This window comes from Streptomyces hygroscopicus subsp. hygroscopicus (genome assembly GCF_030269125.1).
GTDB classification, from domain to species: Bacteria; Actinomycetota; Actinomycetes; order Streptomycetales; family Streptomycetaceae; genus Streptomyces; species Streptomyces hygroscopicus_C.
Window position 1 is genome coordinate 60,844 of the sequence record NZ_BSSM01000015.1, and the last position, 18,421, is coordinate 79,264.

17 protein-coding genes are annotated in these 18,421 nt (G+C 72.1%); 7 read left to right on the top strand and 10 right to left on the bottom strand.

Annotation, left to right across the window (positions count from 1 at the left end; genetic code table 11):
• Window positions 1-362 precede the first annotated feature (362 nt).
• Window positions 363-2,072 (bottom strand): glycerol-3-phosphate dehydrogenase/oxidase, encoded by a 1,710-nt coding sequence (locus QSK45_RS28530; protein ID WP_285561779.1) that lies wholly within the window; start codon window positions 2,070-2,072, stop codon window positions 363-365.
• Window positions 2,073-2,352: 280 nt separating this feature from the next.
• On the opposite strand from QSK45_RS28530, the gene QSK45_RS28535 reads away from it, so the two are divergent.
• Both QSK45_RS28535 and QSK45_RS28540 read left to right on the top strand, forming a co-directional pair.
• Window positions 2,353-3,561 (top strand): nucleotide sugar dehydrogenase, encoded by a 1,209-nt coding sequence (locus QSK45_RS28535; RefSeq protein ID WP_285561780.1) that lies wholly within the window; start codon window positions 2,353-2,355, stop codon window positions 3,559-3,561.
• Window positions 3,562-3,723: 162 nt separating this feature from the next.
• Window positions 3,724-4,272 (top strand): hypothetical protein, encoded by a 549-nt coding sequence (locus tag QSK45_RS28540; protein ID WP_285561781.1) that lies wholly within the window; start codon window positions 3,724-3,726, stop codon window positions 4,270-4,272.
• 82 nt (window positions 4,273-4,354) lie between these two features.
• Here QSK45_RS28540 and QSK45_RS28545 read toward each other — a convergent pair whose 3' ends face one another.
• The 4 genes from QSK45_RS28545 to QSK45_RS28560 form a co-directional block, all read right to left on the bottom strand.
• Window positions 4,355-5,479, bottom strand: coding sequence for a GuaB3 family IMP dehydrogenase-related protein (locus tag QSK45_RS28545; RefSeq protein WP_285561782.1), 1,125 nt, complete (start codon window positions 5,477-5,479; stop codon window positions 4,355-4,357).
• A gap of 116 nt (window positions 5,480-5,595) precedes the next feature.
• Window positions 5,596-7,101 carry an IMP dehydrogenase gene (guaB, locus tag QSK45_RS28550; RefSeq protein ID WP_285561783.1) on the bottom strand — a complete coding sequence of 502 codons (1,506 nt, stop codon included), beginning with the start codon at window positions 7,099-7,101 and terminating at the stop codon, window positions 5,596-5,598.
• Window positions 7,102-7,230: 129 nt separating this feature from the next.
• A complete protein-coding gene (locus tag QSK45_RS28555) occupies window positions 7,231-7,818 on the bottom strand; it encodes a sigma-70 family RNA polymerase sigma factor (RefSeq protein WP_037657637.1) in 588 nt (195 codons plus the stop codon).
• 448 nt (window positions 7,819-8,266) lie between these two features.
• Window positions 8,267-8,878: a response regulator transcription factor gene (locus QSK45_RS28560; RefSeq protein WP_003948568.1), complete on the bottom strand. Its 612-nt coding sequence runs from the start codon at window positions 8,876-8,878 to the stop codon at window positions 8,267-8,269.
• 381 nt (window positions 8,879-9,259) lie between these two features.
• On the opposite strand from QSK45_RS28560, the gene QSK45_RS28565 reads away from it, so the two are divergent.
• A complete protein-coding gene (locus QSK45_RS28565) occupies window positions 9,260-9,589 on the top strand; it encodes a WhiB family transcriptional regulator (protein ID WP_285561784.1) in 330 nt (109 codons plus the stop codon).
• Between the two features lie 135 nt (window positions 9,590-9,724).
• Here QSK45_RS28565 and QSK45_RS28570 read toward each other — a convergent pair whose 3' ends face one another.
• Window positions 9,725-10,627: a LysR family transcriptional regulator gene (locus QSK45_RS28570; RefSeq protein ID WP_285561785.1), complete on the bottom strand. Its 903-nt coding sequence runs from the start codon at window positions 10,625-10,627 to the stop codon at window positions 9,725-9,727.
• A gap of 80 nt (window positions 10,628-10,707) precedes the next feature.
• On the opposite strand from QSK45_RS28570, the gene QSK45_RS28575 reads away from it, so the two are divergent.
• The 3 genes from QSK45_RS28575 to QSK45_RS28585 all read left to right on the top strand — a co-directional run bounded on the left by QSK45_RS28575 (window position 10,708) and on the right by QSK45_RS28585 (window position 13,004).
• Window positions 10,708-11,376 (top strand): MOSC domain-containing protein, encoded by a 669-nt coding sequence (locus QSK45_RS28575; RefSeq protein WP_285561786.1) that lies wholly within the window; start codon window positions 10,708-10,710, stop codon window positions 11,374-11,376.
• A 63-nt stretch (window positions 11,377-11,439) separates the two neighbouring features.
• A complete protein-coding gene (locus QSK45_RS28580; protein WP_285561787.1) occupies window positions 11,440-12,213 on the top strand; it encodes an SDR family NAD(P)-dependent oxidoreductase in 774 nt (257 codons plus the stop codon).
• Between the two features lie 83 nt (window positions 12,214-12,296).
• Entirely contained in the window at window positions 12,297-13,004 is a 708-nt protein-coding gene (locus tag QSK45_RS28585) for an ester cyclase (RefSeq protein ID WP_285561788.1), read from the top strand.
• A gap of 60 nt (window positions 13,005-13,064) precedes the next feature.
• Here QSK45_RS28585 and groL read toward each other — a convergent pair whose 3' ends face one another.
• The 4 genes from groL to QSK45_RS28605 all read right to left on the bottom strand — a co-directional run bounded on the left by groL (window position 13,065) and on the right by QSK45_RS28605 (window position 17,072).
• On the bottom strand, window positions 13,065-14,693 hold the full coding sequence (groL, locus tag QSK45_RS28590; protein WP_285561789.1) for a chaperonin GroEL: 1,629 nt from the start codon (window positions 14,691-14,693) through the stop codon (window positions 13,065-13,067).
• A gap of 123 nt (window positions 14,694-14,816) precedes the next feature.
• Window positions 14,817-15,125 carry a co-chaperone GroES gene (gene groES, locus QSK45_RS28595; RefSeq protein WP_070026284.1) on the bottom strand — a complete coding sequence of 103 codons (309 nt, stop codon included), beginning with the start codon at window positions 15,123-15,125 and terminating at the stop codon, window positions 14,817-14,819.
• 328 nt (window positions 15,126-15,453) lie between these two features.
• The gene (locus QSK45_RS28600; protein ID WP_285561790.1) at window positions 15,454-16,047 is read right to left on the bottom strand and encodes a polysaccharide deacetylase family protein; all 594 of its coding nucleotides are present in this window, start codon (window positions 16,045-16,047) and stop codon (window positions 15,454-15,456) included.
• A 122-nt stretch (window positions 16,048-16,169) separates the two neighbouring features.
• Complete coding sequence (locus QSK45_RS28605) at window positions 16,170-17,072, bottom strand: polysaccharide deacetylase family protein (protein ID WP_285561791.1); 903 nt, start codon at window positions 17,070-17,072, stop codon at window positions 16,170-16,172.
• A gap of 91 nt (window positions 17,073-17,163) precedes the next feature.
• Here QSK45_RS28605 and QSK45_RS28610 point away from each other — a divergent pair, with 91 nt between their 5' ends.
• Window positions 17,164-18,399, top strand: coding sequence for a class I SAM-dependent methyltransferase (locus QSK45_RS28610; protein ID WP_285561900.1), 1,236 nt, complete (start codon window positions 17,164-17,166; stop codon window positions 18,397-18,399).
• Window positions 18,400-18,421: the final 22 nt, after the last annotated feature.

Below are 18,421 nucleotides of genomic sequence, written 5' to 3' on the forward strand. Positions count from 1 at the left end.
CCCGGCGACCCCTGGTGCCGACCCTCCGGTCACACCCACCCAAACCACTGCGCCGGGGGCCGGACACCACCCCGAAACCGGCTCACCCCTCGGGGGGCCCTCCCCCCTCCCCCTCCCCCTCCCGCCCCACCCCCTCCTCCACCGAGCCACCTGCCGCCCGACGCCCCCTCGCCACGCCGATCCGGTCCCCCGTCCCCCGTCCCCGACACCCGACACCCGGCCAGCGGCCAGCGGCCAACGGCCAACGGCCAACGGCCAACGGCCAACGGCCAACGGCCAGCGACAGCGACAGCGACAGCGACAGCGACAGCGACAGCAGCCACCACAACCCCCGCCCACAACCTCCCGCCCCACCCCCACCCTCAACTCAGCGGCACGATGTCCGGCGCCCCCAGCCGCGCCGCGTCCGCCGTCTGGTCGTCGGGCTGGAGTTGGGACTCGCGTTCGGCTTCCACGCGCTTCTCGTAGTGCGCGACCTCGCGTTCGATCCGGTCCTTGTCCCAGCCGAGGACCGGTGCCATCAGCTCGGCGGCCTCGCGGGCACTGCGGGTGCCGCGGTCGAAGGTCTCGATGGAGATGCGGGTGCGCCGGGTGAGGACGTCGTCCAGGTGCCGGGCGCCCTCGTGCGAGGCGGCGTAGACGACCTCGGCGCGCAGATAGTCGTCGGCGGCGCCCAGCGGTTGGCCGAGCGCGGGGTCCCCCTCCACGAGGTCGAAGATCTCCTCGGCCATCGAGCCGTACCGGTTCAGCAGGTGCTCCACCCGGACGGTGTGCAGCCCGGTGCGGGCGGCTATGCGGGCCCGCGCGTTCCACAGCGCCTGGTAGCCCTCCGCGCCGAGCAGCGGGGTCTCCTCGGTCACGCAGTCGGCGACGCGTCGGTCGAGGCCGTGCACCGCCTCGTCGACGGCGTCCTTCGCCATCACCCGGTAGGTGGTGTACTTGCCGCCCGCCACGACCACCAGGCCGGGCGCCGGATGGGCCACCGTGTGCTCCCGGGACAGCTTGCTGGTGGCGTCGGACTCGCCGGCCAGCAGCGGCCGCAGTCCCGCGTACACCCCCTGGACGTCGTCGCGCCCGAGCGGCACGCCCAGCACCGAGTTGACGTGTTCCAGCAGGTAGTCGATGTCGGCGCTGGACGCGGCCGGATGGGCCTTGTCGAGGTCCCAGTCGGTGTCGGTGGTGCCGACGATCCAGTGCCGGCCCCAGGGGATGACGAACAGGACGGACTTCTCGGTGCGCAGGATCAGTCCGGTGGTGGAGTGGATGCGGTCCCTGGGCACGACCAGGTGGATGCCCTTGGAGGCACGGACGTGGAACTGGCCGCGCTCGCCCACCATGGCCTGGGTGTCGTCGGTCCACACTCCCGTGGCGTTGACGATCTGCTGGGCGCGCACCTCGTACTCCCCGCCGCCCTCGACGTCCTGCACCCGGGCGCCGACGACCCGCTCGCCCTCCCGTATGAAGCCGGTGACGCGCGCCCGGTTGGCCACCTTCGCGCCGTACGACGCCGCCGTGCGCACCAGGGTGGCCACGAAGCGGGCGTCGTCCACCTGGGCGTCGTAGTACTGGAGGGCGCCGACGAGGGCGTCCTTGCGCAGACAGGGCGCCACGCGCAGGGCCTGACCGCGGCTCAGGTGCCGGTGCACGGGCAGGCCCCGGCCGTGGCCGCGGGCCATGGACATCGCGTCGTAGAGCGCGACACCGGACCCCGCGTACAGCCGCTCCCAGCCGCGGTGCCGCAACGGGTAGAGGAACGGCACCGGTTTGACCAGGTGGGGGGCGAGCCGCTCCAGGAGCAGGCCGCGCTCCTTCAGCGCCTCGCGGACGAGCGCGAAGTCGAGCATCTCCAGATAGCGCAGGCCGCCGTGGACGAGCTTGCTGGAGCGGCTGGAGGTGCCGGAGGCCCAGTCCCGGGCCTCGACCAGGCCGGTGGTCAGCCCGCGGGTGACGGCGTCCAGCGCGGTGCCCGCCCCGACCACCCCGGCGCCGATCACCAGTACGTCCAGTTCGTGCTCGGCCATCGCCGCCAGTGCCTCGGCGCGCTGCACCGGTCCCAGAGTCGCTGTCCTCACCGCTGCCTCCCGCTGTCGCTGACTCGCTCGCGTCGGCCGCACCCGGAGGGCGAGGCCCGGTCACCACCACCTCATGCCCAGATTCTGACCGGCTTGCCCGACTTCAGCCACCACGCACCCGCGACCTGTGGATAACCAGCGCACATCCCCCGGGAGACACACGAGAAGAATCCCACATAACGGTCATATTTACTCCTAGTGTGACAGTGCGCTCGCTCATCCTGTCCACAGCGGTTGCGCACCCGTTCCACTTCGGTTACTGGGAAGGACGGCCCACGCCATGCCCGCAGACCTCGCCGTCATCGGACTCGGCCCCTACGGTTTGCCGCTCGCCCAGGCCGCGGTGGCCGCCGGCATCCCCACACTCGGCTATGCCACCGGACCCGAGGCGGGGCCGCTGAGCCCCGCCGAGCTGCGCCGGATGCACGCGTCCGGGTTCCGGCGCGCCACCGACCCCGCCCAGCTCGGCCGGGTGCGCACCGCGGTGATCTGCGCGCCCACCCCGCGCGGCGCCGACGGCGGCCCGGACCTCGGCCAGGTCGAGGCCGCCGCCCGCGCCCTCGCCGGACGGCTGCGCCCGCACACCACCGTCATCCTGGAGTCGCCCGTGCCGCCGGGGACGACCGAGGACTTCCTGCGCCCCCTGCTGGAGGAGGGCTCCGGCATGCGCGCGGGCCGCGACTTCCACCTCGCCTACTCCCCCAGTCGCGTCGACCCCGGCAACCGCGCGCACACTCCCGCCGGCACCCCCAAGGTCATCGGCGGCCTCACCCCCGCCTGCACCGAGTCGGCCGCCGCCTTCTACGGCCGGCTCACCGACAAGGTGGTCCGCGCGCGGGGGCTGCGCGAGGCGGAGGCGGTGCAGCTCCTGGAGACCAACTTCCGGCACGTCAACATCGCGCTGGTGAACGAGATGGCCGTGCTCTGCCACGAACTCGGCGTCGACCTGTGGGACGTCATCCGCTGCGCCGAGACCAAGCCGTTCGGCTTCCAGGCGTTCCGGCCGGGCCCCGGGGTCGGCGGCCACGCCGTCCCGCAGGACCTCACCGGGCAGACGAGCCGCGCCCTGCGCATGGTGGAACTGGCCCAGCAGGTCAACAGCCGGATGCCCGGGTACGTCGTGCAGCGCGCCGCGACCCTCCTCAACGAGCACGGCAAGTCCGCCCGGGGCGCGCGCGTGCTGCTGCTCGGCGTGACCTACAAGGCGGACCTCGCCGACCAGCAGGGCGCCCCGGCCCGGGAGATCGCCGTCCGCCTGATGGAACTGGGCGCGTCCGTGAGCTACCACGACCCCTACGTGCCCGCGTGGAGTGTCCTGGACCGCCCGGTCCCGCGCGTGGACTCGCTCTACGAGGCCGCCGCGGCCGCCGACCTGACGATCCTGCTCCAGCAGCACCGCACCTACGACCTCCAGGGTCTGTCGGTGAAGGCCCAACTGCTCCTGGACACCCGGGGAGCCACCCCCACGGGATCGGCGCACCGGCTCTGAGGAGCGGGACGCCGAAACCTCGCACGAGATCACGATAGGAAAAACGACCCGGGCGTTGTCGGCCCTGCCTGTTAGTCTCCCCCGGACCTGCCGCACACAAGTACGAGCTGGTCTTCCGTTCCACCTCATCCAGTTGTGCCACAGCACGGGGGGATTTCTGTCATGAGCCAGTCAGCACCACCGCCGCAGCCGCCGCAGTCCGGCCCGGTCGGCGCCAACCCGTACGCCCAGCAGGCGCAGGCACCGTACCCGCCGCAGCCGGGCCTCGGCGCCACCGGGCCGATGGCCCCCGCCGCGCCCGCGCCGGTCCGCGGCAACCCGGCCCTCGGCCTGCTCGCCGCGGTGGTGGCCGCCGTGGTCGCCGCCGGTCTCTACGGCCTCATCATCGGCGCCACCAAGCACGAGATCGGCTACGCGGCCGTGGGCGTCGGCTTCGTCGTCGGCCTCGCGGCGGGCAAGGCGGGCGGCCGCAACGCCGTCCTGCCGGTCGCCTCCGTGGTGCTGGCGCTGGTCTCGGTGTACTTCGGCCAGCTGGTGGGCGAGGCCATGATCGGCGCCAAGGCGCTCGGCGTGAACTTCACCGACGTCTTCTTCGGCCACTTCGGCCTGGTGCAGGATGCCTGGAAGGCGGACGCCGACCCGCTGACCTTCCTGTTCTTCGGGATCGCCGGTTTCGCCGCGTTCTCGGCCGCCAAGAAGGCCGCCCGGTAAGGGGCGTACACACGCGCAGGGGCCCGGTCACCGCATCGGTGGCCGGGCCCCTCGCGTCGTACGGAACCGCCGTGGCGGCGGGTCAGCGCTTGTGCTGGCTGTCCGCGATCGTCACCTCGACCCGCTGGAACTCCTTCAGCTCGCTGTAGCCGGTGGTGGACATGGCGCGGCGCAGGGCGCCGAAGAGGTTCATCGAGCCGTCCGGGGTGTGGGACGGGCCGGTGAGGACCTCCTCCAGGGTGCCGACGGTGCCGAGGTCGACCTTCTTGCCGCGCGGCAGCTCCTCGTTGACCGCCTCCATGCCCCAGTGGTGGCCCTTGCCGGGCGCGTCCGTGGCGCGGGCCAGCGGGGAGCCCATCATCACCGCGTCGGCGCCGCAGGCGATCGCCTTCGGCAGGTCTCCGGACCAGCCGACGCCGCCGTCCGCGATCACGTGCACGTAGCGGCCGCCGGACTCGTCCATGTAGTCGCGGCGGGCCGCGGCCACGTCGGCGACGGCGGTGGCCATGGGAACCTGGATGCCCAGCACGTTGCGCGTGGTGTGCGCGGCGCCGCCGCCGAAGCCGACCAGGACGCCGGCCGCACCGGTGCGCATCAGGTGCAGCGCGGCGGTGTAGGTGGCGCAGCCGCCCACGATCACCGGGACGTCCAGCTCGTAGATGAACTGCTTCAGGTTCAGCGGCTCGTGCGAGGACGAGACGTGCTCCGCCGAGACGGTGGTGCCGCGGATGACGAAGATGTCCACGCCCGCGTCCACGACCGCCTTGGAGAACTGGGCGGTGCGCTGCGGGGAGAGCGCGGCGGCCGTGACCACGCCGGAGTCGCGCACCTCCTTGATGCGCGCGCCGATCAGCTCCTCCTTGATGGGCGCCGCGTAGATCTCCTGGAGGCGGCGGGTGGCGCGCTCGGCCGGCAGCTCGGTGATCTCGTCCAGCAGCGGCTGCGGGTCCTCGTACCGCGTCCACAGGCCCTCGAGGTTGAGGACGCCGAGGCCGCCCAGCTCGCCGATGCGGATCGCGGTGGCCGGCGAGACCACGGAGTCCATGGGGGCCGCCAGGAAGGGCAGCTCGAAGCGGTAGGCGTCGATCTGCCAGGCGATCGAGACCTCCTTCGGGTCCCGCGTACGGCGGCTGGGGACGACGGCGATGTCGTCGAAGGCGTACGCCCGGCGGCCGCGCTTGCCGCGCCCGATCTCGATCTCAGTCACGTCTGTGGCCTTTCCCTGTTGCGTTTCAGCGCCTTCCAGTATCGCCGACGGGCACGGCAAAGGCGGCCCCGGATGTCCCGGGACCGCCTCCGTACGACGTCACGCGCGCCGGCGCGTCACTTCTTGTTGCTGTAGTTCGGCGCCTCGACCGTCATCTGGATGTCGTGCGGGTGGCTCTCCTTGAGGCCCGCGGAGGTGATCCGGACGAAGCGGCCCTTGGTCGCCATCTCCGCGATGGTGGCCGCGCCGACGTAGCCCATGGTCTGGCGCAGACCGCCGACGAGCTGGTGCAGCACGTTGGCGAGCGGACCGCGGTAGGGCACCTGGCCCTCGACGCCCTCGGGCACGAGCTTCTCGTCGGTGGTCACGTCGGCCTGGAAGTAGCGGTCCTTCGAGTAGGACTTGGCCTGGCCGCGGGACTGCATGGCACCCAGCGAGCCCATGCCCCGGTACGACTTGAACTGCTTGCCGTTGATGAAGAGCAGCTCGCCCGGGGACTCCTCGCAGCCGGCCAGGAGGCTGCCCAGCATCACCGTGTCCGCGCCGGCGGCCAGCGCCTTGCCGATGTCACCGGAGTACTGGAGGCCGCCGTCGCCGATCAGCGGGATGCCGGCGGGACCGGCCGCGAGGGACGCCTCGTAGATGGCGGTGACCTGCGGGACACCGATGCCGGCGACGACACGGGTGGTGCAGATGGAGCCCGGCCCCACGCCCACCTTGATGCCGTCCACACCGGCGTCGATCAGCGCCTGGGCGCCGTCGCGGGTGGCGACGTTGCCGCCGACCACGTCGACGTTCACGCTCGACTTGATCTTCGCCATCCAGCTCAGCGCGTTGCTGTTGTGGCCGTGCGAGGTGTCGACGACCAGGAAGTCCACACCGGCCTCGGCGAGGGCCTGGGCGCGCTCCAGCGCCTCCGGGCTGGCACCGACCGCGGCACCGACGAGCAGCCGGCCCTCGGCGTCCTTGGCGGCGTTGGGGTACTGCTCGGCCTTGACGAAGTCCTTGACCGTGATCAGGCCCTTGAGGACGCCCTCGTCGTCCACCAGCGGCAGCTTCTCGATCTTGTGCTTGCGCAGCAGCTCCATGGCCTCCGGACCGGAGGTGCCGACCTTGCCGGTGACCAGCGGCATCGGGGTCATGACCTCGTGCACGCGACGGCTGCGGTCGCTCTCGAAGGCCATGTCGCGGTTGGTCACGATGCCGAGGAGCTTGCCGGCCGGGTCGGTGACCGGGACCCCGCTGATGCGGAACTTGGCGCACAGCGCGTCCGCCTCGGCGAGCGTGGCCTCCGGGTGCACGGTGATCGGGTCGGTGACCATGCCCGACTCCGACCGCTTCACGAGGTCGACCTGGTTGACCTGGTCCTCGATGGAGAGATTGCGGTGCAGCACGCCGACGCCGCCCAGGCGGGCCATCGAGATCGCCATCCGGGACTCGGTCACCTTGTCCATCGCCGCCGACAGGAGCGGGATGTTGACCCGGACGTTGCGGGAGATGCGGGACGAGGTGTCGGCCGCGTTGGGGAGCACTTCGGACGCGCCCGGCAGCAGCAGCACGTCGTCGTAGGTCAGCCCGAGTGTCGCGAATTTTCCGGGCACTCCGTCGACGTTGGCAGTCATGACACCTTCCCCAAATGGCCTTGATCGGTGCGGATGTCCATGCTAACGGGAAGCGTGGCCAGCAAATTCCACGGCGGAAGATCACCTTCGGCTTCGTATGTTCATACGGTGTTCCGCGGGAGGTCGCCGCTACTGCTCGGCCAATGCCCTCAGGCGGCTCAGGGCCCGGTGCTGGGCGACCCGGACCGCGCCGGGTGACATTCCCAACATCTGTCCCGTTTCCTCCGCGGTGAGGCCCACCGCGATGCGCAGCAGCAGCAGTTCGCGCTGGTTCTCGGGCAGGTTGGCCAGCAGCTTCTTGGCCCACTCGGCGTCGCTGCTGAGCAGGGCGCGCTCCTCGGGTCCAAGCGAGTCGTCGGGGCGCTCGGGCATCTCGTCGGAGGGCACGGCGGTCGAACCCGGGTGGCGCATCGCGGCGCGCTGGAGGTCGGCGACCTTGTGGGAGGCGATCGCGAAGACGAACGCCTCGAAGGGACGCCCGGTGTCGCGATAGCGGGGCAGCGCGAGCAGGACCGCGACACAGACCTCCTGGGCGAGGTCCTCCACGAAGTGGCGGGCGTCGCCGGGCAGCCTGGACAGCCGGGTGCGGCAGTAGCGCAGCGCCAGCGGGTGGACGTGCGCGAGCAGGTCGTGCGTGGCCTGCTCGTCCCCGTCGACGGCACGAAGCACGAGAGCGCCGATCGCCCCCTGGGCCGTGCCCGCCTCGTCGTCGCGCATCGGTCCATGGTGCCCTGTGGCCGTCCGGTCCGTCGCATCGTGCTGTTGGTTGTGCACCGAAGCGTTATGAGCAGGTGCGCCGGCACTCATCCCCTGCGCCCTCCCCTTCCGCTCGACCGACTCGTCCCCGAGAGACTCCACACCCTCAAGGATGCGGCATCCGCGCCGAAACGAGCAGCGCCCGTCCGGTGGGCCGCCTTGCGCGCCGCCGTACGGCGCGTCCTGGCGGAGCGTACGCGGTGCCGCCGGCCGACCGTGACGGACACCGGCTGGCCGTGACCCGGTGGGGCGTGGCGACGCGCACGGCGGCGCCGCCGGGGGCACGCCGCAGCGACCCTGGGGGCCCACCGCGGATTCGCCCGCGCGGCCGAACGGCGGCACGGGCATGCGCGGCACCCCGGAGGAAGGCCCGGCCCCGCGCGGCACGTCGCGCGGGGCCCGCCGGGTCCTACCTGACCAGGCCCCAGCGGAAGCCGAGGGCCACCGCGTGGGCGCGGTCCGAGGCGCCGAGCTTCTTGAACAGGCGCCGGGCGTGGGTCTTGACGGTGTCCTCGGAGAGGAACAGCTCACGGCCGATCTCGGCGTTCGAGCGGCCGTGGCTCATGCCCTCCAGGACCTGGATCTCGCGCGCGGTGAGCGTGGGCGCGGCGCCCATCTCGGCCGAGCGCAGCCGACGCGGGGCCAGCCGCCAGGTCGGGTCGGCGAGGGCCTGCGTCACCGTGGCCCGCAGTTCGGCGCGCGAGGCGTCCTTGTGCAGGTAGCCCCGGGCGCCGGCGGCGACCGCGAGGGCCACGCCGTCCAGGTCCTCGGCGACGGTCAGCATGATGATGCGCGCGCCGGGGTCGGCGGAAAGCAGCCGGCGCACGGTCTCCACGCCGCCCAGGCCGGGCATGCGGACATCCATCAGGATGAGGTCGGAGCGGTCGGCGCCCCAGCGGCGGAGGACTTCCTCGCCGTTGGCCGCCGTCGTCACACGCTCGACACCGGGCACGGTCGCGACCGCGCGGCGGAGCGCTTCTCGGGCAAGCGGGGAGTCGTCGCAGACGAGGACGGATGTCATGACCGCCCTCCGCAGCTGATGCGCGTCACCTTGAGCCTCCAGGCTGGTACGGAATCGTCACCTGTGCGGTCGACCGTCTCGGACGCCTGCCCGAGCGCTTGTTTTTTCAACCGCCTCCGCACTCTCAACGACGGTCACTCGAAAGAGTTACGGGGCTGCACGCCGTCATCGGCACTCTACGTGAGGGCACCGACACGGTGCAGACATGGCCAACGGACCCTCAACTTTTCATCACAACCTATGCCCCATTCAGCTGCTTTTCTTCCCGTTTCGTAGTGTTCGGGGCTAGATTCGCAATGAGTCATATTTACATCTCCTTAGACCGGAGATGTACGGTCGTTGGCACCGTATCCGCCCAGAACGGCTACAAGGGGTCACGTAATGGCAGATTTCTCCCGCCTTCCCGGACCGAACGCGGACCTGTGGGACTGGCAGCTGCTGGCTGCTTGCCGCGGGGTGGACAGCTCGCTCTTCTTCCACCCGGAGGGCGAGCGCGGGGCGGCTCGGAGCGCTCGCGAGAACTCGGCCAAGGAGGTCTGCATGAGGTGCCCGGTCCGTGCGGAGTGCGCGGCGCACGCGCTGGCCGTGCGCGAACCGTACGGCGTCTGGGGCGGCCTGACCGAGGACGAGCGCGAGGAGTTGATGGGGCGGGCGCGCAACCGCCTGGTGGCGGCCTCGACCACCAGCGGCGACACCGCCCAGAACCACTGAAGGAACGTTTCTGCAACGCACCCGCGACCCATCGGGTGCCTGATACCCCCACCCCTCCGGGCACGCCGAGCGCGTGCCCGCGACTCTGCCCCGCTCCGCGCCCCCGCACCGTCGCGGTGGATTCGCTACGGCGCGTTACGCAGCACGCCCGGCCGCCCGCGCCAGCTGTCCCAGCGTCGCCGCGACCGCCGGCACCTGCGCCAGATCGGGCAGGGTGAGCGCGACGATCTCACGCCGCACCGCCGGCTCCAGCCGCACCGCGCGCACACCACGCGGCCGTACCGACTCCACCGCCAGCTGCGGCAGGACGGCCACGCCCAGGCCCGCGCCCACCAGGCCGGCGACCGCCGGATAGTCGTCGGTGGCGAAGTCGATGCGCGGCGCGAACCCGGCACCCTCGCAGACCTCCACCAGCTGGCCCCGGCAGCGCGGGCAACCCGCGATCCAGGGCTCCTCCGCCAGTTCCCCGATGGCGATGGACTCGGCGCGCGCGAGCCGGTGCCGCTCGGGCACCAGGGCCACCAGGCGGTCGGTCAGCAGGGGTCGTACGACCAGGTCGTCCCAGTCCTCGGCGACCGCCGCGCCCTCGTAGCGGAAGGCCAGGGCGAGATCGCAGTCGCCCTCGCGCAGCAGTTCGACGGAGCGCGGGGGCTCGGCCTCTTCCAGGGAGACCCGGGTGCCGGGGTGGGCGGCGCGCAGGGCGGCGAGCGCGGTGGGGACCAGGGTGGAGCTGCCGCTCGGGAAGGAGACCAGGCGGACCCGGCCGGCCCGCAGACCCGCGATGGCGGCGACCTCCTCCTCGGCGGCGGTGAGCCCCGCGAGAATGCCGGAGGCATGCCTGACCAGGGCCTCCCCGGCCTGGGTCAGCCGCATCTCGCGGCCCGCGCGCACCAGCAGCGGAGTGCCGACGGAGTTCTCCAGGGCCTTCATCTGCTGGCTGACGGCGGGCTGGGTGCAGCCCAGTTCGCGTCCCGCCGCCGAGAAGGAGCCGGTGGCGGCGACGGCGCGCAGGACACGGAGATGACGGGCCTCGATCACCCCTGAAGCATAAGCCCTTCTTGGGGTCGGTGCCCGGAATTCGATCGACGCTTTGAGGGGTGGTCGCGTACGGTGCGGGCATGAAGCTTCTCTCGGTCAACATCGGGCAGGCCCGCCCGGTGCCGTACACCAGTCAGCCCGACGGCCTGACGGGCATCGACAAGAGGCCGGTCGACGGCCCGGTGAGGGTGTTCGCGCCGGGCCCGAAGGGGACCGCCGGGAGCGGGCTCGCCGGGGACGCGGTGTGCGACCTGAAGCATCACGGCGGAAACGACCAGGCGGTGTACGCGTTCGCGCGCGAGGACCTGGACCGGTGGGAGCGCGAGCTGGGCCGCACCCTGGCCAACGGCTGCTTCGGGGAGAACATCACGACCGACGGGCTCGACGTCTCCGGGGCGCTGATCGGCGAGCGCTGGCGGATCGGCCCGACCGTGGTCCTGGAGGTGTCCTCGGGCCGTATCCCGTGCCGCACCTTCCAGGGCCACCTGGGCGAACAGGGCTGGGTCCGCAGGTTCACCCGAAGGGGCGCAACGGGCGCCTACCTCCGGGTGATCGAACCGGGCGAGATACGCGCGGGCGACCCCGTCGAGATCGTCCACCGGCCCGCCCACGAGGTGACCGCGGCGATGGAGTTCCGGGCGACCACCACCGAGCGGGACCTGCTGCCCCTGCTTCTCCCCGCCGCCGAGCACCTGCACCCGGAGGCGCTGGCCGCGGCCCGCAAGTACGTCGCCGCGCAGAGCCGCTGAGGCCCCGTCACCGCATGGCGGACACCACCTGCCGGTATCCCCCGCGATCACTACCCTTGGGCCATGACAACGGCTCTGATTACGGGATCGACCGCGGGGATCGGTGCCGCCTTCGCGCGGCGCCTGGCGGCTGACGGGCACGACCTCGTCCTGGTGGCGCGGAACACCGCCCGGCTGCACGAACAGGCGACCGAGCTGCACGACCGGCACGGCATCGAGGCGGAGGTGCTGACCGCCGACCTCTCCGGGGACAAGGGCATCGAGACCGTCGCCGCCCGGCTCGGCGACCGCAAGAACCCGGTCGACCTGCTGGTCAACAACGCCGGTTTCGGCAACAAGGGCCGCTATCTGGAGGTCTCCATGGCCGACGAGCTGACGATGCTCAAGGTGCACTGCGAGGCGGTGCTGCGGCTGACCTCGGCGGCGGCGGAGGCGATGCGCGAGCGCGGCCGGGGCGGGGTGGTCAATGTCGCCTCGGTGGCGGCCTTCGTGCCCCGGGGCACCTACGGCGCGTCCAAGGCGTGGGTCGTGCAGTTCACCCAGGGCGCGGCGCGGGACCTGGCCGGCAGCGGCGTCCGGCTGATGGCCCTGTGCCCCGGCTTCGTGCGCACCGAGTTCCACCAGCGGGCCGGAATGGGCACGGACAACATCCCCGGCTGGATGTGGCTGGACGCCGACAAGCTGGTCGCGGCGGCCCTCGCCGACCTGGCGCGCGGCAAGTCGCTGTCCGTCCCGGACCCCCGTTACAAGGCGCTGATGGGCCTGGTGAAGGTCGCACCGCGCGGGCTCCTCGGCGGGGTCAGCGCCCGCACCGGGCGCAAGTACGGCCCGCAGTAGCCTTCCGCGCGAGGCGGGTGCCATCGGCGGTCCGGTGCGAAAATGGGAGGGAGGACCGGACCAGGGGGGCCGGAGGCGGCGCTATGACCTTCGTACAGCTCATCGAGTGCAGGACGAGCCGGCCGGACGAGATGAACCGGCTCATGGACGACTGGATCGCGCGGACCAGGGGACGGCGGACGGCGACCCACGCGCTGGTCGGCCGGGACCGCTCGGACGCCGCGCACCTCGTGGAGGTCGTGGAGTTCCCCTCGTACGAGGACGCGATGCGCAACGCCGGCCTTCCGGAGACCGAGAAGGTCTTCCGGGACATGGCCGCCCTGTGCGACGAGTCGCCCGTCTTCATGGACCTCGACGTCGTACGGGAAGGCCTGTCGGCCGAGGGCACCGTACGGCGGTTCTTCACCACTCTCGCCGCCCCGGGCGAGCTGCCCCCGCTCAACGACCTGCTGGACGAGGACGTGCACAGCCACGACCCGGTGAACCCGCAGGACACCATCGGCCTGGACAACGCCCGCGCCGAGTACCGCATGTGGCGGGCCGCCTTCGACTCCGACTTCACCGTCGAGGACGTCCTCGCCCAGGAGGACCGCGCCTGCGCCCGCTGGACCTGGCGGGCCACCCACACCGGCGACTTCCTCGGCATCGCCCCCACCGGCCGCCGCGTCACCATGACCGGCATGACCCTCTTCCGCTTCGCCCCCGACGGAAAGATCGCCGAGACCTGGTGGCAGCACGACCAGCTGGGCCTGATGCAGCAGCTGGGCGCCCTGGACGAGTTGGAGCAGTAGACAGGCCGACGGCCCGGCACCCCGCGAAGGGTGCCGGGCCGTCGGTCGGAGCGGTGCGGCTCAGTGGGCGTGGCCGTGGCTGTGGCCGTGGCCCGCGGCGGCCTCCGGCTCCTCTTCCTTCTTCTCCACGACCAGGGTCTCGGTCGTGAGCAGCAGGGAGGCGATGGAGGCGGCGTTCTCCAGGGCGGAGCGGGTCACCTTGACCGGGTCGATGACGCCGGCCTTGACCAGGTCGCCGTACTCGCCGGTGGCGGCGTTGTAGCCCTGGCCCTTCTCCAGGTCCTTGACCTTGGAGACGATGACGTAGCCCTCCTGGCCGGCGTTCTCGCCGATCCAGCGCAGCGGCTCGACGACCGCGTTGCGGACCACGGCGACACCGGTGGCCTCGTCGCCGGTCTTGTCGAGGTTGCCCTCGAGGACCTTGGAGGCGTGCACCAGGGCGGAGCCACCACCGGAGACGATGCCCTCCTCGACCGCGGCGCGGGTCGCGGAGATGGCGTCCTCCAGACGGTGCTTCTTCTCCTTCAGCTCCACCTCGGTGGCGGCGCCGACCTTGATCACGCACACGCCGCCGGCCAGCTTCGCGAGGCGCTCCTGGAGCTTCTCGCGGTCCCAGTCGGAGTCGGTGTTCTCGATCTCGGCCTTGATCTGCGCGACGCGGCCGGTCAGGTCCTCGGCCTTGCCGGCACCCTCGACGATCGTGGTGTCGTCCTTGGTGACGGTGACGCGGCGGGCGGAGCCGAGGACGTCGAGACCGACCTGGTCGAGCTTGAGGCCGACCTCCTCGGAGATGACGGTGGCGCCGGTGAGGACGGCCATGTCCTGGAGCATCGCCTTGCGGCGGTCGCCGAAGCCGGGGGCCTTCACGGCGACGGCGTTGAAGGTGCCGCGGATCTTGTTGACGACCAGGGTCGACAGGGCCTCGCCCTCAACGTCCTCGGCGATGATCAGCAGCGGCTTGGAGCCGGCCTGGATGACCTTCTCCAGCAGCGGCAGCAGGTCCGCGATGGAGGCGATCTTGCCCTGGTGGATCAGGATGTACGGGTCGTCGAGGACGGCCTCCATGCGCTCCTGGTCCGTGACGAAGTACGGCGACAGGTAGCCCTTGTCGAAGGCCATGCCCTCGGTGAAGTCCAGCTCGAGGCCGAAGGTGTTGGACTCCTCGACGGTGATGACACCGTCCTTGCCGACCTTGTCCATCGCCTCGGCGATCAGCTCGCCGACCTGCTGGTCCTGGGCGGACAGCGCGGCCACGGCGGCGATGTCGGACTTCTCGTCGATCGGGCGGGCCGTGGCGAGCAGGTCGTCGGAGACGGCCTTGACGGCGGCGTCGATGCCCTTCTTCAGGGCGGCCGGGGAGGCGCCGGCGGCGACGTTCCTCAGGCCCTCGCGCACCAGCGCCTGGGCGAGCACGGTGGCGGTGGTGGTGCCGTCACCCGCGATGTCGTTGGTCTTGGTCGCCACCTCCTTCACCAGCTGCGCGCCGAGGTTCTCGTACGGGTCCTCGATCTCGACCTCGCGGGCGATCGTGACACCGTCGTTGGTGATGGTGGGGGCGCCGAACTTCTTGTCGATGACGACGTTGCGACCCTTGGGGCCGATCGTCACCTTCACCGTGTCGGCCAGCTTGTTGACGCCGCGCTCGAGGGCGCGACGGGCGTCCTCGTCGAACTTCAGGATCTTCGCCATGACAGCGGGAGCCCTCTCGAAATCTGTGGGTGAAAAAGACGAACTGCGCCCCGGGCGCCCGGCTTCGTTATCGGTCGCGGGGGCCAGGGGCGCAGTTCAGAGCAAAGGTTCGCTCGGGGTGAATTACTTCTCGATGATCGCGAGGACGTCGCGAGCCGAGAGGACGAGGTACTCCTCGCCGCTGTACTTCACCTCGGTGCCGCCGTACTTGCTGTACAGGACGACGTCGCCGACCTTGACGTCGAGCGGCAGGCGCTCGCCGTTCTCGAAACGGCCCGGACCGACGGCGAGGACGGCGCCCTCCTGGGGCTTCTCCTTCGCGGTGTCCGGGATGACCAGGCCAGAGGCCGTGGTCTGCTCGGCGTCCAGCGGCTGGACCACGATGCGGTCCTCGAGCGGCTTGATGGCAACCTTGGAGCTGGCGGTCGTCACGATCCGACCTCCCCCTTCGGAGATCTCACGGGGTTAACTGTCTGAGGTGGCGACCAGGTCGATCCGTCGTCGCGGGTGCCGGACCTGCCCGTCGCGTTGTTGGCACTCTCCAGGGGGGAGTGCCAGAGCCGAGACTATGACCGGGATTAGCACTCGGTCAAGCGGAGTGCCAATCCCGTGCGGCGCGTCGGCCGATCCCGGGTGACCGGAGGGGGTTTCGCACCGGGGTCCGCCCCGCCGTCCTTGGAGGTCACGCGCCCGTCCCCGCCCTCGGTCGGCGGCCTCGCCCTCGAACGCCGGACGGCCCGCTGCGACCGGCCCGCGCCGGTCAGCCGAGGTAGTCCTCCAGCCTGGCCACCGTCAGGTCCCGCTTCCGCAGGGCACGCAGGAGGGAGTCCGTGGCGGCGCCCGGCACCAGTCGGACGATGTCGCCGCGGCGGAGGTGGCGGGGGCCCCGGGGGTAGGTGAGGCCCGCCGGGGTCAGGGTGGCGCGCCAGAGGACGACGGCGGTGACGCCGCAGTCGGCGGCGGCGCGCAGGGTCGCGGGGTCGTACGCGCCGCCGGGTGGGCGCAGCAGGCGGGCGCGGTGCGCGCAGAGGGTGGCGCGCTGGGTGGCGTACGGCGCTCCCGCCAGGGGCGCGCGGTCGGGGGCGAACCGGCTCACCGGAAGGCGGAGTTCGCGCACCGCGGCGGTGAGGCCGGGGTCCCGGCCGGGGGCGTCGTAGGTGAGGAAGACGACCCGGTCGCGGGTGGGGACGTGGTCCACGACCGGGGGCAGGGCGCGGCCGGACGGGGCCGCCGCGAGGGACCGGGCGTGCGGGCGTACCCCCTCGGCGGCCTTCTTGCCCAGGCGCTCGATGGGGACGACGGGCTGGGCGCAGCCCGCGAGGAACAGGGTCGAGGCGAGCGCCCCGGCGAGCACGACGCTCCCTCCCGGCGTCCACCGCCTCACCGGCGCCCCCTCGCGGGCCTCGGACGACGGCCCCGCGGACGCGCCTTCACGAGCCGCCCTCCGACCGCCTCACCGCCGTCCCTCCGGGCGCCTCACAGGTAGTCCTCCAGCCGTGCGACCGCGTATCCCTCGCTCGTCACCTTGTTCAGGAAGCGGCGCATGTCGTCGACCATCGTGCCGTCCCAGTCGCTGCGGCCCCGGAAGTGGGTGAGGACGATGTCGCCGCGGCGCAGTCGCTGGTCGTCCTCGCGGTACTCCCAGTGGTCGACGTACACCTCCTCGTTCCAGATGGGGGCGTACTTGATGCCGCAGGACTTGGCGGCGACCAGCGTGTCCTGGTTGTAGTTGCCGTAGGGCGGGCGGAAGACGGTCGGGCGTCTGCCGTACTGCTTCCGCATGATGTCCTGCATGTCGCAGATCTCGTGCTTCTGCTCCTCGTAGGAAAGCCCCGGCAGGTAGGGGTGGGTGAGGGTGTGGTTGTTGAGGGTGTTGCCGTAGGACTGGGCCTTGCGGAAGTAGCCGTAGTCGTCCTTGACCAGGTAGTTGCTGAGGAACGCGGTATAGGGGATCTTCAGGTCCCGCATCATCTGCAGGAACCGGGGGTCCTTCTCCGAACCGTCGTCGATGGTGAGGAAGACGACCTTGTCCTTGGTCGGGACCGTGGTGAAGACCGGCGGCAGGTCCCAGTCGTCCTGGTGGTCCACCTCGAACCCCGCGCGCGCGGTGATGCGCGGCTTCACGGCGGGTGGCCGCGGGGGCGCGATGGGGACCTCGTCCAGGCCCCAGCGCTTCGCCGCGGCGACCATGCGGGCGTGTTCGGCGGCACGGAGGTCCGGGGCGGGGTGGGCGGCCGCGCCCTGGCCGGCCGCCGGGCGCGGCGCGTGCGGGCCGGACCCGGAGCAGCCGGTCACGAGGGCGGTCGAGGCGAGGACGGCGGCACCGCAGCCGAGGGCGATCCGCGCCCGACTTTTGTCATTTTGTACGACTAGTCGCATGGTGCTGGATCTTCGCAGTCACCGCCCCCGCTCCCCCGGCGACAGCGCCGCCCGCGCGCACACCATCCACCGACTGGCCCACAATGAGCCGGTGAACGACCTCGCTCCTCTCCTCACCCCCGAAGGCCGGGCCCTCCTCGAAGAGGTCCGCGGCACCGCGCCGGCCGACGAACTCGCCGTCGCCACCCGGCTGCGCCGCGACCACCCCGCCGACCTGGTGTCGGCCGCGCTCGGCCAGGCCCGGCTGCGGCAGCGGGCGGCGGCCAAGTTCGCGGCGGCGGACGCGGAGCGGATGTTCTTCACGCCCAACGGGGTCGAGCAGTCGACGCGCGCGAGCGTGGCGGCGTACCGGGCGCGGCGGCTGACCGATCTCGGGGTCACCTCGGTGGCGGACCTGTGCTGCGGGATCGGCGGGGACGCCATCGCGCTGGCGCGGGCCGGGATCCGGGTGCTCGCCGTGGACCGGGACCCGCTGACGGCGGCCGTGGCGCGGGCGAACGCCGAGGCCCTGGGGCTCGGGGACCTGATCGAGGTGCGGGAGGCCGATGTCATGGAGGTGGACACCGCCGGGTACGACGCCGTGTTCGTGGACCCGGCACGGCGGGGCGCGCGATCGGGAGGCGGCACCCGAAGCGGGTCGACGGGGGGTGGCGGTCGGGCGACCGGCGGGCGGATCTTCGACCCGGAGGCGTACTCGCCGCCGCTGTCCTGGGCCGTGGCCGCCGCCCGCACCGCGCCGCACGCCGCGCTGAAGGTCGCCCCCGGCATCCCGCACGAGGCGGTGCCCGCCGAGGCCGAGGCCGAGTGGATCTCGGACGGCGGCGACGTGAAGGAGGCGGTGCTCTGGTTCGGGACCGGGGCGCCGGGCGCGGTGCGCGCCACCCTGCTGCCCGGCCCGCGCACCCTGCTCGGGCGGGGGCTGCCGGACCCCGGGGTGCGGCCGGTGGGGCGTTACCTGTACGAGCCGGACGGCGCCGTGATCCGCGCGCACCTGGTCGCCGAGGTGGCCGAGGAGGTCGGCGGCGGGCTGATCGACGCGACCATCGCGTACGTCACCGCCGACGAGTTGCACCCGACGCCGTACGCCACCCCCTACGAGATCACCGACCGGCTCCCCTTCAACGTCAAGAGGCTGAAGGCCCTGCTGCGCGAGCGCGAGGTCGGGACGCTGACCGTGAAGAAGCGCGGCTCGGCCGTCGAGCCGGAGGAACTGCGGCGCAAGGTGAAGCCGCAGGGGCCGAACGCGGCGACCGTGTTCCTCACCCGGGTGGCGGGGGCGCCGACGATGCTGGTCGGCGGGCCCGCCCGGCCGCCGGCGGGGCCGTGACCGGCGTCGGCGGCCGTCAGCG

What these genes read in the sequence shown, in the direction of transcription:
- QSK45_RS28560 (WP_003948568.1), bottom strand. Translation starts at nt 8,878, where the DNA reads ATGACATCCGTCCTCGTCTGCGACGACTCCCCGCTTGCCCGAGAAGCG.
- guaB (WP_285561783.1), bottom strand. Translation starts at nt 7,101, where the DNA reads ATGACTGCCAACGTCGACGGAGTGCCCGGAAAATTCGCGACACTCGGG.
- QSK45_RS28580 (WP_285561787.1), top strand. Translation starts at nt 11,440, where the DNA reads ATGACAACGGCTCTGATTACGGGATCGACCGCGGGGATCGGTGCCGCC.
- QSK45_RS28605 (WP_285561791.1), bottom strand. Translation starts at nt 17,072, where the DNA reads ATGCGACTAGTCGTACAAAATGACAAAAGTCGGGCGCGGATCGCCCTC.
- QSK45_RS28535 (WP_285561780.1), top strand. Translation starts at nt 2,353, where the DNA reads ATGCCCGCAGACCTCGCCGTCATCGGACTCGGCCCCTACGGTTTGCCG.
- QSK45_RS28540 (WP_285561781.1), top strand. Translation starts at nt 3,724, where the DNA reads ATGAGCCAGTCAGCACCACCGCCGCAGCCGCCGCAGTCCGGCCCGGTC.
- QSK45_RS28555 (WP_037657637.1), bottom strand. Translation starts at nt 7,818, where the DNA reads ATGCGCGACGACGAGGCGGGCACGGCCCAGGGGGCGATCGGCGCTCTC.
- QSK45_RS28565 (WP_285561784.1), top strand. Translation starts at nt 9,260, where the DNA reads ATGGCAGATTTCTCCCGCCTTCCCGGACCGAACGCGGACCTGTGGGAC.
- QSK45_RS28575 (WP_285561786.1), top strand. Translation starts at nt 10,708, where the DNA reads ATGAAGCTTCTCTCGGTCAACATCGGGCAGGCCCGCCCGGTGCCGTAC.
- groL (WP_285561789.1), bottom strand. Translation starts at nt 14,693, where the DNA reads ATGGCGAAGATCCTGAAGTTCGACGAGGACGCCCGTCGCGCCCTCGAG.
- QSK45_RS28585 (WP_285561788.1), top strand. Translation starts at nt 12,297, where the DNA reads ATGACCTTCGTACAGCTCATCGAGTGCAGGACGAGCCGGCCGGACGAG.